The sequence below is a fragment of the Mesoflavibacter sp. CH_XMU1422-2 genome (assembly GCF_037029245.1).
Taxonomy (GTDB): Bacteria; Bacteroidota; Bacteroidia; order Flavobacteriales; family Flavobacteriaceae; genus Mesoflavibacter; species Mesoflavibacter zeaxanthinifaciens.
Map to the genome: position 1 here is coordinate 62,692 of NZ_JAYMEE010000070.1, position 16,532 is coordinate 79,223.

Genomic DNA, 16,532 nt, shown 5'->3' on the forward strand with positions numbered 1-16,532 from the left:
AAACTTTAGCATTTTATAAATGCTTACTTTTGTATACAATTTAATTACATTATGAGATATATTGACCCAGAACTTTTAGATCGTGTCAACAAATGGTTAACTCCAACTTTCGATAAAAAAACACAAGATTACATAAAAGATTTAATCGCTTTAAAACCTGAAGAACTAAAGGAAAGTTTCTATAAAGATTTAGAATTTGGTACTGGCGGAATGCGTGGCGTTATGGGTATTGGTACAAATCGTATCAACAAATATACACTCGGAAAAAACACACAAGGCTTAAGCAATTATTTACATAAAAGTTTTCCTAATCAAGACTTAAAAGTAGCTATTGCTTTTGATTGTAGACATAATAGTAAAACACTAGCAAAAGTAGTTGCAGATGTGTTTTCGGCAAATAATATTAAAGTGTTTTTATTTGAAGATTTGCGTCCTACACCAGAGCTTTCTTTCACTTTAAAACATCTAAATTGTCATTGCGGAATTGTACTTACCGCATCACACAACCCGCCAGAATATAACGGTTACAAAGTATACTGGCAAGATGGAGGACAATTAGTTCCGCCACAAGATGCCGAAATTATTCAAGAAATAAATAACCTTGAATATTCAGAAATTAACTTTAAAGCAAAAGAGGAAAACATTCAATACATAGGTCAAGACGTAGATGATGTATTTATAAACGCATCTGTTAAAAACGGAAGTTTTAACACAAGTCAAGACGCAAAAGATAACTTAAATATTGTATTTACGTCTTTACACGGTACATCAATAACAACCATTCCAGAAACTTTAAAACGTGCTGGTTATAAAAATGTACATATTGTAGAAGAACAACGCGAACCAAATGGAGACTTTCCTACGGTAGTTTCACCTAACCCAGAAGAGCCAGAAGCTTTAAAAATGGCTTTAGAATTAGCAGAAAAAGTTAATGCAGATATTGTTATTGGTACTGATCCTGACAGTGATAGATTAGGTATTGCAGTAAGAGATCTTGATAATAAAATAACGCTTTTAAACGGAAATCAAACCATGGTCTTAATGACAGATTTTCTTTTAAAGCAATGGAAAAACAATAACAAAATTAACAACAACCAATTTATTGGTAGTACAATAGTATCTACACCAATGATGCCTGTTTTAGGTCAAGCTTATAATGTAGAATGCAAAGTCGGACTAACTGGTTTTAAATGGATTGCTAAGATGATTAAAGACTTTCCGGACTTAGACTTTATTGGTGGTGGCGAAGAAAGTTTTGGATTTATGGTTGGCGATTTTGTAAGAGATAAAGATGCTGTTACCTCTTCCCTTCTAGCGATTGAAATTGCAGCACAAGCCAAAGCAAAAAACAGTAGTTTTTACAAAGAACTTATAAATCTGTATCTAGAACACGGTTTTTATAAAGAACGGCTTATATCAATGACCAAAAAAGGGATTGAAGGCGCGCAACAAATTAAACAAATGATGATTGACGCTAGAGAAAATCCTTTAACAGAAGTTAACGGGTCTAAAGTTGTACGCATTGAAGACTATCAACTTTCAGTAGCTAAAAACCTAACTAATAACACTACAGAAACAATAGAAATTCCAAAATCTAACGTACTAATTTATTACACAGAAGATGGTAATAAAATAGCATTAAGACCAAGTGGTACCGAACCTAAAATTAAATTTTACATTAGTGTAAATACTACTTTAGACAATGTGTCAGACTTCACTACAACGGAACAAAAATTGGAAGCAAAAATAGACGCTATCATAAACGATATGCAACTTAATTAAAAATGAAAAAAATAATACATCAATTACTTCCTTTTATCAAAGAATATAAAAAGCACGTGATCTTAAACGTGTTTTTTAATTTGTTATATGCCCTATTTAGTGCATTGGCTTTTGTTTCATTAATACCAATGTTAAAAGTATTATTTGATAAAACCGCTGTAGTTAAAGAAGCTCCTGTTTGGGAAGACATTTTTAAAATAAAGGATTACGGAGAACAACTTTTAAACTACAAAATGAGTAGTTTTATTCAAGAAGGTAATCCTCAATTAGCTTTAATTATTGCTATTGCACTTGTCATTTCTACTTTTTTACTTAAAAATCTATTTGGCTATTTTGGTTCTCAGCACATGATGTATCTTAAAAACGGTGTATTAACCGATTTAAGAAAAACCATGTTTAATAAGATAATCAATCTACCTGTTAGCTTTTATTCTAAACGTCAAAAAGGTGATGTAATGGCTCGTATTTTAGGAGATATAAACGAAGTTCAAAATTCATTTTTTATTCTTTTAGAACTTATTGTTAGAGAACCTGCAACTATCGTCTTTTCTCTTATTATTATGTTTACCATAAGTTGGCAATTATCATTATTCGTACTTGGTTTTATACCTATTGCTGGATTTTTAATTTCTAGAATTGGTAAAAGTTTAAAGAAAAATTCACTTAAACAACAACAAGAATCTGGTCGTTTAATTTCTACAGTAGAAGAATCTTTAACAGGTCTTAAAATTGTAAAAGGATATAACGCAGAAAACATCTTTGGAAACAAGTTTTTTAATTCTGCTGATACTATTTTAAAATTATCAAACAAAATAGGTCTAAAAAATAATTTAGCAGGACCAGTTAGTGAAGTTTTAGGTATAGCTACAATTGCCATTTTATTATGGTATGGCGGTAAATTAGTATTAGTAGATAAAATTATAGAAGGAGAAACTTTTATAGCTTTTATGGGATTAGCCTATGCTATACTAACACCAGCAAAAGCGATAAGTAAAGCCTCTTATCGTGTAAAAAATGGTCTAGCTGCTGCAGATCGTGTATTTGAAATTTTGCATGAAGAAGACCAAATGCCAGATCTTCCAAATGCTAAAGAAATCAAAACCTTTAATGATAAAATTTCAATAGAAAATATTTCATTTAAATATGATGAAGATTACGTATTAAAAAACTTTTCAATTCAAGTTCCTAAAGGAAAAACAGTCGCATTAGTTGGACAATCTGGTAGCGGTAAAAGTACAATAGCTAATCTTGTCACTCGATTTTACGATGTTAATGAAGGTAAAATATCTATAGATGGTAACAACATCAAAAATGTCACTAAAAAATCTTTAAGATATCAAATGGGATTAGTAACTCAAGATTCCATTTTATTTAATGACACTATAAAAAACAATATTTTATTAGGTAAACCAGATGCTACAGAACAAGAACTTATTGATGCTCTAAAAATTGCAAATGCTTGGGAATTTGTTAGCCAACTACCTAATGGTATAGAAACTAATGTTGGTGATGCTGGTAACAACTTTTCTGGCGGACAAAAACAGCGTTTAAGTATTGCAAGAGCTGTACTTAAAAACCCACCTATTATGATTCTTGACGAAGCTACTTCTGCACTAGATACAGAAAGCGAAAAACTAGTACAAGAAGCTTTAGAAAACATGATGAAAAACAGAACATCTATAGTCATAGCACATAGATTATCTACAATACAAAATGCAGATATCATTGTAGTTATGCAAAGAGGCGAAATTGTAGAACAAGGAACACATCAAGAGTTGTTAGCTAAAAATGGTATGTACAAAAGGTTAGTAGAAATGCAAAGCTTTGACTAACAAAACTCTAAATAAACAAAAAGGATAAACAAATGTTTATCCTTTTTTTATTCATTATTAAATTTGGAGACGACTAATAGCATAAGTATTATGGTAAACTAATTGCAGTTTAAATATCTAAAAAATGCTTTATCGATTAGTCCATACTAAAGACAGCTAGTTTTAAGTTAAATAAACTTAAATTCATCTAAGCAATTAAACCATGTAAATAAAATTTAGTCTAACAAATTATATGATAATAGACGAAAACCAATTAATAGCTCAATTACAATCGCAAGATCAAAAAAATCATGCGTTTAAAAAGCTTATTTCGCTTTATAAAGAGCGATTATATTGGCATATTAGACATATAGTAAAATCCCATGACGATGCAGACGATGTCTTACAAAACACGTTTATCAAAGTTTTTAAAAACATAGATAACTTTAAAGGTGAAAGTAAGCTATACTCTTGGATGTACAGAATTGCAACTAATGAAGCCTTAACTCACCTAAAAAAAAATGCAAAAAGACTTAATTTAAATAGTGAAGAAGCTAACAATTTAGCTATTAAAAATTTAGAAAGTGACGTGTATTTTGAAGGCGAAGCTATTCAACTAAAGTTACAAAAAGCGATAGCAACATTGCCAGAAAAACAACAACTGGTCTTTAACATGAAGTATTTTCAAGATTTAAAATACAGTGAAATCTCTGAAATTCTAGAAACTAGTGAAGGCGCATTAAAAGCATCCTACCATATTGCCGTAAAAAAAATTGAAACCTATTTAACTCAAGATTAAACCTTTATTAAAAAAAAGCGTCTAAATATTGAAATGAAAAAAGAAAACTTAAATAACATCAAACAATCTGGTTTTAAAACACCAAATAACTATTTTAATACTATTGAAGACCAAATTATGTCTCAAATTAGTTTAGAAAAAATAGATAAAAACTCCGGTTTTAAAGTACCCGATAATTATTTTGATACTATTGAGGATAATATTTTAAGCAAAACTAAAGAGACTAAAATATTTAAATTATTCAACAAAAAAACTATAATTACAGTAGCCAGTATTGCAGCAATGTTTGTTTTATTTTTTAATTTAAATCCTTTTAAAACACAAGTTACTTTTGACAGTTTAGACACAGAAACTGTTGAAGCTTACATTTTAAATGAAGTTGAACTTAACGATATTAGCAATCTAATTAACACCGATCAATTATCACAAACAGACTTTATTGACTATAATGACATTTCTATAGACAATTATTTAGACGACATAGATTTAGAAGATTTTTTAGACGAATAAAAACTTAACACATGAAAACACCTATAATATACCTATTCACATTTTTACTATCATGTTCTGCATTAGCACAAAGTAAATTAGAAAAAATAAAAGCACTAAAAGTAGCTCATATTACAGAGCAATTAGACTTAACAAAAAAAGAAGCCGAAGCGTTTTGGCCAATCTATAATGCTCATGAAGAAGAAAAACACAAACATTTTGAGTCTTCAATGAAAAAAAGAAAAGATTTAGATATCGAAAAACTTTCCGAGTCAGAAGCCGAAGCATTGTTAAAAGAAATGCAAGCTAATGAAGAAGCAAAAGTAAAAAGCGAAAAAGCTTTTATTGAAAAACTTTCTAAAGTAATTAGTTACAAGAAAATTGTAAAATTAATGCACGCAGAACGTACCTTTAAACGCAAAATGATTGAAGAATATAGAGGTAGACATCGAGAAGCACGAAAAGACTAAACATAAAAAAGCAGCCAAATGGCTGCTTTTTTTTATTTAAAACTTAATTTACTTATACGACCGTTTCCTGCTGCGTAAGCAGTACTATCGTTTAAAAATCTTAATGTATAAAAACCTTCATCGCTTAGATGTTTCCAGGTTTGTCCTGCATCTGCACTGTAATCTATACCTTTAAAACCTATCGCGACTAATTGTTGTGCATTGCTGTTTGGTACATATTGCACACAACTACGGTAACCTGGTCCACTTCCATCGGCAACAACCTGCCATGTTTTTCCGCCATCATTAGTCACTATTTTATTATTTTGATTAGCATCTGCATCTGTATAATCGCCACCAATTGCAAAACCATGGTTTTCATCATAAAAATCTATACTATACATTCCGGTAGTTTCTTTTCCTTGTATAATTGGCGTATCAAAAACATCCCAAGTTTTTCCTTTATCTGCCGAAAATAATATTCGGCTAGACTTTCCTCCTGTTGCTACCCAAGTCTTATCACCTACTATAGCAATATTGGTGTCACTTGCTGCAAATGCAGCTTCACCTTCATTAGCTTTTGGTAAAACATCACAAGATAGTTTGGTCCAAGTATTTCCGCCATCTCTTGTAATAATTACACTCATACAATCCTCTGTTGGATCACCAATGGCGATACCTTCTTGGTCGTTCCAAAATTCCATGGAATCGTAAAAAGCTTTTGGGTGATTTTCTTGGTAGACAATTTTAACTTTTTCAGCTTCTGCATGTAGCCTGTAAAGATATGCTGGACTACCAACAGATAAGCCAAATGCTTTATTTTTATCAACTGCTAAAGATCTAAAATTTGGTGTGATACTATCACTAGAAACATCAAAAATCTGACTCTTTTTTTCTCCTGAATAATCTATTCTATAAGCTCCTAATCGACCATCAGATGATAAATAAGCAATACCTAATTTGTTAACTACCTTTAAAGCTCTAATGTTTAGAGTTGAGTCTTTCACTAAAGTTTGAATTTCCACAGAAGTAAACTCTTTCCTATTTTTCGAACTGAAAGCACTTATAGTAACAAATAATACTGCTACTGATAAATATAAAAAGTATTTCATGATTTATAATTTTCAATAAAAATAGAAAAGCAAAACGAATTATTTAACAAAGTCATTCAAAATCCACATATAAACCTTAACTTTGTTCGCTTTTAAATTTTAAAATATGCGCTTACACAGAAACTTATGTTTTGCAACCGTAGATGGTTTACTTCAAATTTTTAACGAAGGTCAATACGCAGACAAAGTAGTACAACAACTTTTAAAAAGAGACAAACGTTGGGGAAGTCGTGATCGTGCTTTTGTAGCCGAAACCACTTACGATATCGTACGTTGGAAGCGTTTATATGCTGAAATTGCAAACGTAAAAGAACCTTTTAGCAGAGATGATATTTGGCGTATGTTTGCGGTTTGGGCAACTTTAAAAGGTATTAAATTACCCGATTGGAAGTATTTTGAAAACACACCAACACGAAAAATTAAAGGACGTTTTGACGAGCTTTCAAAAATTAGAAAAATTAAAGAATCTATTCCTGATTGGATCGACAACATTGCTGTAAAAGAACTTGGAGAAGCCAAATGGACTAAAGAAATCCAAGCACTTAACGAGCAAGCAGATGTTATTTTAAGAGTAAACACCTTAAAAACGACTAAAGAAAAGCTTCAAAATATTCTTTTTGACTTAGATATAGATACCGAAACTTTAAAAGATTATCCAGACGCATTACGTTTAAAAGAACGTGCTAATGTGTTTTCTACCGAAGCTTTTAAAGATGGATTATTTGAAGTTCAAGATGCGTCTTCACAATTAGTGGCAGACTTTTTGCAAGTAGAACCAGGTATGCGTGTAGTAGATACTTGTGCTGGTGCTGGCGGTAAAACATTACACCTAGCTTCTATTATGCAAAATAAAGGACAAATAATTGCTTTAGATATTTATGCAAATAAGTTGAAAGAATTAAAGCGTCGTGCAAAGCGTAATGGCGCGCATAATATTGAACCTAGACATATAGACTCTACCAAAGTCATTAAAAAATTACATGACCAAGCAGACCGTGTTTTAATTGATGCACCTTGTTCTGGTTTAGGCGTTTTAAGAAGAAACCCTGATGCTAAATGGAAATTAGAACCAGAATTTTTAGACCGAATTAAAAACACGCAAGCCGAAATTTTAAGTTCGTATTCTAAAATGGTAAAATCTGGTGGACAATTAGTTTATGCTACATGTTCTATTTTACCATCAGAAAATCAAGAACAGGTTAACAAATTCTTAGCTTCAGAAGAAGGAAAAGAATTTACATTTGTAAAAGATAAAAAAGTATTAGCTCATGAGTCTGGTTTTGACGGATTCTACATGGCTTTATTAAAAAGAAAATAAATTCCCCCAAAATTAACAACTAAATGAAACATTTTTACACACTTTTAGCTTTACTAGTCGCAACTGCTGGATTTGCTCAAATTCCTGCAGGATATTACAGTACAGCGACAGGTACAGGTTACACTTTAAAAACACAATTACACAACATTATTAACGGACATAGTGACCAAGGTTATAATGCTATGGACGGTTTTATTGCTAATTACGATTTAGACAATTATTACGAAGCTGGAAGCAACACTATTTTAGATCCTTATTCTGAAAACCCAACTGGAGCTGATCCATATAATTTCACACCTGTTGGTGATGAATGTGGAAATTATAATGGCGAAGGTGACTGCTATAATAAAGAACACGTCATACCTCAATCTACTTTTAATAGTAATACGCCAATGCAAAGTGATGCACACCATTTATTACCTACAGATGGTCGTGTTAATGGTTTTAGAAGTAATTACCCTTTTGGTGTTGTTGACAATAGTAGTTTAGTATCACAAAGCGGAATTAGTAACCCAACGCAAAACGGTTCTAAATTAGGAGGAAACTTAAACAGTGGTTATTCAGCTGGATATACTGGAATTGTATTTGAACCAATTGACGAGTTTAAAGGAGATATAGCAAGAATCTATTTTTACTTTGTAACAAGATATGAAGATCAAGTTTCTGCTTGGTCTGCTTATGATATGTTTGACGGAAGTTCTGATAAAGTACTTGAAGATCCTTTTTTAAATATTTTAATGACTTGGCATCAAAATGATCCTGTTTCTCAAAAAGAAATTGACAGAAACAACAATATCTATTACAACTACCAAGGTAATCGTAATCCTTTTGTAGATCATCCAGAGTATGTAGCAATGATTTGGAATCCTTCAACAGATAACACAGCACCTACTGCTCCAACAAATTTAGTGGCATCTAATGCTACTGCATCTACAATAGGCTTATCTTGGACTGCCTCTACAGACGATGTTGCTGTAGCAAGTTATGATATTTTTGTAGATGGAACTTTTTACACAAACACATCAACAGCTGTAACTAATTTTACTGTTACAGGATTAGCATCAGAAACTAACTACTGTTTTACAATTTATGCTTTAGATGCAGCAGGAAATACTTCTGCTGTAAGTAATCAAGATTGTGAAATGACAACTAATGTTCCAACAGGTATAAACGAGTTATTCTTTTCTGAATATATGGAAGGAAGCAGCACTAATAAAGCTTTAGAAATTGCTAATTATACAAACTCAACTATACAATTAGCAAATTACACTTTAAGATTAGGCTCAAACGGTAATAACTTTGGAAGTGATATTTCTTTTCCTTCAGGTGCTTCAATTGCTGCTGGTGATGTATACGTTATTGTAAACAGCGGACTATCTTTAGGTTGCGAATCTGAAGCAGATTACACCAATAATACAATCACAGGATTTAACGGTAACGATGCTATTGGCTTGTTTAAAAACGGAACTTTAATTGATATTATAGGTGAAGAAGGTAACTCTTCTACTTTTGCTCAAAACACTACTTTAGTTAGAAAGCCAACTATTACTAATCCTACTACTGCTTTTAGTTTATCAGAATGGGATAGTTATCCTGAAGACACTTGTGATAATTTAGGGCAACCTACATTATCAACTTTAAATTTTGAAAAATCAACATTCAAAATCTACCCTAATCCAATTAAAGGGAATACTTTAAACGCAGACGTAAAATCAACAACCAACTATCAAATCTATGATATTTTAGGTAAGAAAATTTTAAGCGGAACGGTAACAACAACCAACAAAAAAATTAATGTATCTAATCTTAAAAAAGGGATTTACATTCTAAAACTAGAAACTAGTAATGGTAGTGTTACAAAAAAATTAATTAGAGAATAAGCTATCAAACTTGTTAATAAAAAAAGCGACACCTAGATGTCGCTTTTTTTATGGTTAATAACCACGTGAATAACTAAAAAAAAATGACAACTTTTTAATAAAATAATCTAACTAAAAGATGTAAATTTGATGCTTTAAAAACAACACAAAACTCCTGATATAATGATTCATTTCTTCGGAAACCAAAACAGTAAAGTATTTGCTGTTCAAGCAACAAAAGAATTATCTACTGAAACAATCAATAAATTAACGTGGTTATTTGGCAACCAGCCTAAAATAGAACAAGCATCCTTAGATGCTTTTTTTGTTGGTCCACGTGCAGCAATGATTACTCCATGGAGTACCAACGCAGTAGAAATCACCCAAAATATGGGTATTGATGGCATCGTTAGAATTGAAGAATTTGAATCTTGCTCACAAGATTTTAAGGATTACGATCCTATGATTTCAGAAAAATTTAATGGTTTAAATCAAGATAGTTTTACTATAAACATTCAACCAGAAACCATTAAAAACATAGAAGATATTGCTGCTTACAACACTCAAGAAGGTTTAGCCTTAAGTGATGAAGAAGTAGACTATTTAGAAAGCGTATCTAAAAAAATAGGAAGACCGTTAACAGACTCTGAAGTATTTGGTTTTTCTCAGGTAAATAGCGAGCATTGTCGTCATAAAATCTTCAATGGTACATTTGTAATTGATGGCGAAGAAAAGCCTACATCGCTTTTCAAATTAATTAAAAAGACTTCAGAAACTAATCCAAACGATATCGTTTCTGCTTATAAAGATAACGTGGCTTTTATAAAAGGTCCAGTAGTTGAGCAGTTTGCTCCAAAACGTGCAGATGTTCCAGATTTTTATCAAACTAAAGATTTTGAATCTGTAATTTCGCTTAAAGCGGAAACCCACAACTTTCCTACAACAGTTGAGCCTTTTAATGGTGCTGCAACAGGATCTGGTGGAGAAATTAGAGACAGACTTGCTGGAGGAAAAGGTTCTTTACCTTTAGCCGGAACAGCAGTTTATATGACTTCATATTCTAGATTAGAAGACAATCGTCCGTGGGAAAAAGCGTTTCCAGAACGCAAATGGTTATACCAAACACCAATGGATATTTTAATAAAAGCTAGTAATGGTGCTTCAGATTTTGGTAACAAATTTGGGCAACCGTTAATCTGCGGATCTGTTTTAACTTTTGAACACAAAGAAGATGCTAAAGCTTTAGGTTTTGATAAAGTGATTATGCAAGCTGGCGGAATTGGTTACGGTAAAGCAGACCAAGCTTTAAAAGACACACCTAAAAATGGTGATAAAATTGTAATTCTTGGTGGAGAAAATTATCGTATCGGAATGGGTGGAGCTGCAGTTTCTTCTGCAGATACAGGTGAGTTTTCTTCAGGAATAGAGCTTAACGCTGTACAACGTTCTAACCCAGAAATGCAAAAACGTGCGGCTAACGCTGTTCGCGGTATGGTAGAAAGTGATGAAAATTTCATTGTTTCTATTCACGATCATGGTGCTGGCGGACATTTAAATTGTTTGAGCGAATTAGTTGAAGATACCGGTGGAAAAATAGACTTAGATGCTTTACCTGTTAGTGATCCAACACTTTCTGCTAAAGAAATTATTGGTAACGAGTCTCAAGAACGAATGGGATTAGTTATAGCAGAAAAGCACATCGAAACCTTAAACAAAATTGCAGAGCGCGAACGCTCGCCAATGTATACTGTTGGTGATGTAACTAACGATAACCGCTTTACTTTCCAGTCTAAAACCAATGGAGACAAACCAATGGATTTAGCTTTGGAAGATATGTTTGGAAGCTCGCCAAAAACTATAATGACAGATAAAACTGTAGCTTCTAATTACAGTGAAATCGCTTACGATAAAGACAAAATCTACCATTATTTAGATCAAGTCTTACAGTTAGAAGCTGTGGCGTGTAAAGATTGGTTAACCAATAAAGTAGACCGTTGTGTTGGTGGTAAAGTTGCTAAACAACAATGTGCAGGACCATTACAATTACCATTAAATAATGTTGGTGTAATGGCATTAGACTTTAAAGGAAAAGAAGGTATTGCAACATCAATAGGTCACTCACCTATTTCAGGATTAATAAATCCTGTTGCTGGTAGCCGCAATAGTATTACAGAAGCTTTGACTAACATTGTTTGGGCACCATTAAAAGATGGTTTACAATCGGTATCTTTATCTGCAAACTGGATGTGGCCTTGTAAAAATGAAGGTGAAGATGCAAGATTATATGAGGCTGTTCAAGCCATTTCAGAATTTGCAATTGATTTAGGCATTAATGTTCCAACAGGAAAAGACTCTTTATCAATGAAGCAGAAATATCCTGATCAAGAGGTTATTTCTCCTGGTACAGTTATTATTTCTGCAGCAGCAAACTGTAATAATATTACTAATGTTATTGAGCCTGTTTTACAAAGAAATGGCGGAGATATTTACTACATCAATTTATCTCAAGATCAATTTAAATTAGGCGGAAGTAGTTTTGCTCAAATCTTAAATAAAGTAGGAAATGATGCGCCAAACGTAAAAGATGCCGGTTACGTAAAAACGGTGTTTAACACCATACAGCAATTAATAAAAGACCAAAAAATTGTTGCTGGTCATGACGTTGCTTCTGGTGGATTAATCACCACATTATTAGAAATGTGCTTTGCAGATATCAATTTAGGAGCTGAGCTAGATCTTTCTGCTTTAAATGAAAAAGACACGTTAAAGTTATTATTTGCTGAAAATTCAGGAATTGTATTCCAAGCTTCAGATAATTCAATAGAAACTGTTTTAAGTGACGCTAATATTGAGTTTTTCAACATAGGAAAACCAACCACAAGCGATGTTTTAAGCATTATAAATAACGATGAAGTCTATACAATGACGGTTTCTAGGTTAAGAGACATGTGGTACAAAACTTCATATTTATTAGATCAAAAACAGACGTCTAACGGATTAGCAAAAACACGTTTTGAAAACTACGCAAAACAACCGCTAAACTATTATTTTCCAAAACATTTTACTGGCGAGTTAAGTTTTTACAACAAAAACCAATCTTCAGATAGACCAAAAGCTGCTATTTTAAGAGAAAAAGGAAGTAACTCTGAACGCGAAATGGCTAACGCTATGTATTTAGCTGGTTTTGACGTAAAAGATGTACATATGACCGATTTAATTTCTGGTCGCGAAACACTTGAAGACATTCAGTTTTTAGGTGCAGTTGGAGGTTTCTCTAATAGTGATGTTTTAGGCTCTGCAAAAGGTTGGGCTGGAGCAATTAAATATAACGACAAAGCTAATAAAGCTATTAAAAACTTCTTTGAAAGAGAAGATACACTTTCTGTAGGTATATGTAATGGTTGTCAATTATTTATGGAGTTAGAACTGATAAATCCAGAGCATGAAAATCACGGAAAAATGGTACATAATAACTCTCATAAACACGAAAGTTCTTTCACCTCTGTAGTTGTACAAAAAAACAATTCGGTGATGTTATCAACACTAGCAGGAAGCACTTTAGGTGTTTGGATAAGTCATGGTGAAGGTAAATTTAACCTTCCAAAAGATGAAAACAGTTATGATATTGTTGCTAAATATGCTTATAACGATTACCCATCAAATCCTAACGGGTCTGATTACAATACAGCAATGTTATGCGATAAAACAGGAAGACATTTAGTAACAATGCCACATATAGAGCGTTCTATTTTCCCTTGGAATTGGGCTAATTATCCAGAAAACAGAAAAGATGAAGTTTCCCCTTGGATAGAAGCTTTTGTAAAAGCTAGAAAATGGATAGAAAACAAAAAAAATTAAAAACCGTATAATATTTCAATCTTTTTTTATTACATTTCACTCACTTAAAAGTGTGTTAAGTATTATAAATGAAGTTTGAAAGAATTTATTGCCATAGGCCTAACAAGCTTATTGGCTCTTTTGTTGAAGTACAAATTGAAGAAAATGACTTTCCTTACGTAGTAGATTTATTACCTACAGCTCAAAGTCATATTATCTATTTCTTCTCTGATGTAAAACATGAAGTTAAAATTAATAACAAGTCCTTTTTTAACAAAGGACTTGTTATATCTGGTCAATCTTACCGATCCTATCAGTTTATACCTAAAAAACCTGTTAGAGTTTTTGTTGCTAATTTTAGCGCAACCACACTACACAAGGTATTAGGAAAACAAATGTCTTCTATAACAGATTCTCATATTCCATTATCAGAATTTTGTAATGAATTTTATCAAAAAATCATTCCTTTATTTGATCCCAAAAAAACAGCTAAAGAAATTGCTTTAGACTTTGAAAGTTTAATGTATGACTTGCCCAAAATTGATAATAAGAATGTTAATTATGTTGATATTGCAGTAGATTTGATTCATCAAAAAAAAGGTAGAATTACTGTAGATGAACTTTTAGAATTTCTTACTATATCACAAAAAAATCTAGAGATTCAATTTAAAAAGATAGTTGGCTTAACACCTTTAAAATACATTAAACTCTATAGGTTTTGGCATTTAATGAAAGCTTACGAGAGTAATAAAATTGATTTTAATCAAGCTTTAGAATTTTATAATTATTATGATTTATCTCATTTTAATCGTGACTTTAAGCTTTTTATGAAAATAAAACCTTCAGAATACGTTAAAAGAGATAATTTTTTAATAAGAAAATATTTAACAATTTAATTTTTACGATAATTTACATCCTGTTTCATTATAAATTCAATACTTTAGCTATCAAATGGTACTATTTGTTTAATTTAAATGAAAGTTAAGGGATTCATTTAAAAATAGTTAGTTATTAAATAAATATATTAAAAGTATCATTTTAAGCTATCAATCAGTTAGCAAGGAGCTGTTTAATTACAGCTCCTTTTTTGGCAAAAAAATGAAAGCTTTATTTAAATTTTAATAATTTTTGTTAACCTTAAATCATTTTTTCATAATTTGCATTCCCCTTAATTCATTTAAATATAATGATTGAAGTAACCCGACTTTTCGATTTTCCTTATTATCAACTTGAAAAACACAACCTAGAAGCTGCTTTAGTTACCAAAAAAAATGGTACATGGGAAGCAACTTCTACTAAAGAATATATTGACAAAGCCAATGCTTTAAGTAGAGCATTGTTAAAATTAGGAGTCAATAAAGATGATAAAATTGCAGTAATCTCTTCTACTAACAGAACAGAATGGAATATTGTAGATATCGGTGTTTTACAACTTGGTGCGCAAAATATTCCTATCTATCCAACAATTTCGGCTGAAGATTATGAGTATGTTTTAAACCATAGTGAATCTATTTACTGCTTTGTGTCTGACAAAGAAGTTTTAGAAAAAATAAATAAAGTAAAAGATAAAACTAAACTTAAAGAAGTTTATTCTTTTGATCATATTGAAGGCTGTAAACACTATTCAGAACTTTTTGAATTAGGAAAAGATGAAAGTAATCAAGCAGAAGTTGAAGCCAGAAAAGATGCAGTAACACCTGATGATTTAGCTACAATAATATACACTTCTGGTACAACAGGTAAACCAAAAGGTGTTATGTTAAGTCATAATAATATTACTAGTAACGTATTAGATAGCATACCACGATTACCAATTTCTACTGGTCAAACAAAAGTATTAAGCTTTTTACCAATTTGCCATGTATTTGAACGTGTATTAATTTACCTTTACCAATATGAAGGAATAAGTATTTATTATGCAGAAGCTATAGATAAAATTGCAGAAAATGCTCAAGATATTAAACCTAATTTAATGAGTGTTGTTCCTAGATTGCTAGAAAAAGTTTACGACAAAATCTATGCAAAAGGTACAGAATTAAGCGGTATAAAAAGCAGACTTTTCCATTGGGCTATAGAATTAGGAGAACAATGGGAACCTTACGGTAAAAATGGTGCTTGGTACGAGTTTAAACTAAAAATAGCTAATAAATTAATCTTTAGTAAATGGCGAGCTGCTTTAGGTGGCGAGTTAACTACTATGGTATCTGGTAGCGCAGCATTATCACCAAGATTAACACGTATATTTTGTGCTGCAGGCATGAAGGTTATGGAAGGATATGGATTAACAGAAACATCTCCTGTTATTTCTGTAGGCATGTACAGAGAAAATCATTTTAAGGTTGGTACCGTTGGTAAACCGATAAGAAATGTAGATGTAAAAATAGCAGAAGATGGCGAAATCCTAATTAAAGGACCAAACGTAATGAAAGGTTACTACAAAGATCCAGAAAAAACAGCTAGTGTTATGACTGGAGATTATTTTCATACCGGCGATAAAGGAGAAATCGATCCAGATGGTTTCTTAAAAATTACTGGTCGCAAAAAAGAAATGTTTAAAACTTCTGGAGGAAAATACGTTATACCTACTCTATTAGAAAACGACCTAAAACAGTCTAGATTTATAGAACAAGCAATGGTTGTTGGTGAAGGCGAAAAAATGCCAGCAGCTATTATTCAACCTAATTTTGAATTTTTAAGAGATTGGATTGATAGAAAACATAATCATATAGGTAAATCAGATAAAGAAATTGCAACGTCACAAGTAGTTATAGATCGTATCCAAAAAGAAATAGACAACTGCAATAAAAGTTTCGGAAAATGGGAACAAATTAAACGATTTGAACTTACACAAGATGTTTGGTCTGTAGATGGTGGACAATTAACACCAACCATGAAAATGAAACGAGACGTCATTAAAAATATCTATAAAGATCTCTACGATAAAATTTATAATTAATCATTTTTTAATACAAAATAAGAAGCCATCTAAAATTTAGATGGCTTTTTTTGTTAATATCATAATCTTTTTTTAAAATTTATTATGCACGCATAATAAATTTTACTATCTTTGAAAACC

At 31.6% G+C, this 16,532-nt stretch carries 11 protein-coding genes; 10 read left to right on the top strand and 1 reads right to left on the bottom strand.

Annotated elements, in window-relative coordinates; translation table 11 throughout:
• Window positions 1-51 precede the first annotated feature (51 nt).
• From WA340_RS12290 to WA340_RS12310, 5 genes are all read left to right on the top strand, one after another.
• Complete coding sequence (locus WA340_RS12290) at window positions 52-1,782, top strand: phospho-sugar mutase (protein WP_336129291.1); 1,731 nt, start codon at window positions 52-54, stop codon at window positions 1,780-1,782.
• Between the two features lie 2 nt (window positions 1,783-1,784).
• Window positions 1,785-3,614, top strand: coding sequence for an ABC transporter ATP-binding protein (locus WA340_RS12295; RefSeq protein WP_336129292.1), 1,830 nt, complete (start codon window positions 1,785-1,787; stop codon window positions 3,612-3,614).
• Between the two features lie 232 nt (window positions 3,615-3,846).
• Complete coding sequence (locus tag WA340_RS12300; protein ID WP_442920775.1) at window positions 3,847-4,392, top strand: RNA polymerase sigma factor; 546 nt, start codon at window positions 3,847-3,849, stop codon at window positions 4,390-4,392.
• A gap of 33 nt (window positions 4,393-4,425) precedes the next feature.
• Entirely contained in the window at window positions 4,426-4,902 is a 477-nt protein-coding gene (locus WA340_RS12305) for a hypothetical protein (protein ID WP_336129293.1), read from the top strand.
• 11 nt (window positions 4,903-4,913) lie between these two features.
• Entirely contained in the window at window positions 4,914-5,351 is a 438-nt protein-coding gene (locus WA340_RS12310) for a sensor of ECF-type sigma factor (protein WP_336129294.1), read from the top strand.
• 32 nt (window positions 5,352-5,383) lie between these two features.
• On the opposite strand, the gene WA340_RS12315 is transcribed toward WA340_RS12310, so the two are convergent.
• Complete coding sequence (locus WA340_RS12315) at window positions 5,384-6,442, bottom strand: WD40/YVTN/BNR-like repeat-containing protein (protein ID WP_336129295.1); 1,059 nt, start codon at window positions 6,440-6,442, stop codon at window positions 5,384-5,386.
• A gap of 106 nt (window positions 6,443-6,548) precedes the next feature.
• Between WA340_RS12315 and WA340_RS12320 the strand changes: the two genes are divergently transcribed.
• From WA340_RS12320 to WA340_RS12340, 5 genes are all read left to right on the top strand, one after another.
• A complete protein-coding gene (locus WA340_RS12320; protein WP_336129296.1) occupies window positions 6,549-7,760 on the top strand; it encodes an RsmB/NOP family class I SAM-dependent RNA methyltransferase in 1,212 nt (403 codons plus the stop codon).
• Window positions 7,761-7,783: 23 nt separating this feature from the next.
• Entirely contained in the window at window positions 7,784-9,640 is a 1,857-nt protein-coding gene (locus tag WA340_RS12325; protein ID WP_336129297.1) for an endonuclease, read from the top strand.
• Between the two features lie 162 nt (window positions 9,641-9,802).
• Window positions 9,803-13,477 (top strand): phosphoribosylformylglycinamidine synthase, encoded by a 3,675-nt coding sequence (gene purL, locus WA340_RS12330; RefSeq protein WP_336129298.1) that lies wholly within the window; start codon window positions 9,803-9,805, stop codon window positions 13,475-13,477.
• 68 nt (window positions 13,478-13,545) lie between these two features.
• Window positions 13,546-14,352: an AraC family transcriptional regulator gene (locus WA340_RS12335; protein ID WP_336129299.1), complete on the top strand. Its 807-nt coding sequence runs from the start codon at window positions 13,546-13,548 to the stop codon at window positions 14,350-14,352.
• A 290-nt stretch (window positions 14,353-14,642) separates the two neighbouring features.
• Window positions 14,643-16,412: an AMP-dependent synthetase/ligase gene (locus tag WA340_RS12340; RefSeq protein WP_336129300.1), complete on the top strand. Its 1,770-nt coding sequence runs from the start codon at window positions 14,643-14,645 to the stop codon at window positions 16,410-16,412.
• Window positions 16,413-16,532 lie beyond the last annotated feature (120 nt).

Coding starts and splice junctions, on each gene's coding strand:
- WA340_RS12290 (WP_336129291.1), top strand. CDS start 52: ATGAGATATATTGACCCAGAACTTTTAGATCGTGTCAACAAATGGTTA.
- WA340_RS12295 (WP_336129292.1), top strand. CDS start 1,785: ATGAAAAAAATAATACATCAATTACTTCCTTTTATCAAAGAATATAAA.
- WA340_RS12300 (WP_442920775.1), top strand. CDS start 3,847: ATGATAATAGACGAAAACCAATTAATAGCTCAATTACAATCGCAAGAT.
- WA340_RS12305 (WP_336129293.1), top strand. CDS start 4,426: ATGAAAAAAGAAAACTTAAATAACATCAAACAATCTGGTTTTAAAACA.
- WA340_RS12310 (WP_336129294.1), top strand. CDS start 4,914: ATGAAAACACCTATAATATACCTATTCACATTTTTACTATCATGTTCT.
- WA340_RS12315 (WP_336129295.1), bottom strand. CDS start 6,442: ATGAAATACTTTTTATATTTATCAGTAGCAGTATTATTTGTTACTATA.
- WA340_RS12320 (WP_336129296.1), top strand. CDS start 6,549: ATGCGCTTACACAGAAACTTATGTTTTGCAACCGTAGATGGTTTACTT.
- WA340_RS12325 (WP_336129297.1), top strand. CDS start 7,784: ATGAAACATTTTTACACACTTTTAGCTTTACTAGTCGCAACTGCTGGA.
- purL (WP_336129298.1), top strand. CDS start 9,803: ATGATTCATTTCTTCGGAAACCAAAACAGTAAAGTATTTGCTGTTCAA.
- WA340_RS12335 (WP_336129299.1), top strand. CDS start 13,546: ATGAAGTTTGAAAGAATTTATTGCCATAGGCCTAACAAGCTTATTGGC.
- WA340_RS12340 (WP_336129300.1), top strand. CDS start 14,643: ATGATTGAAGTAACCCGACTTTTCGATTTTCCTTATTATCAACTTGAA.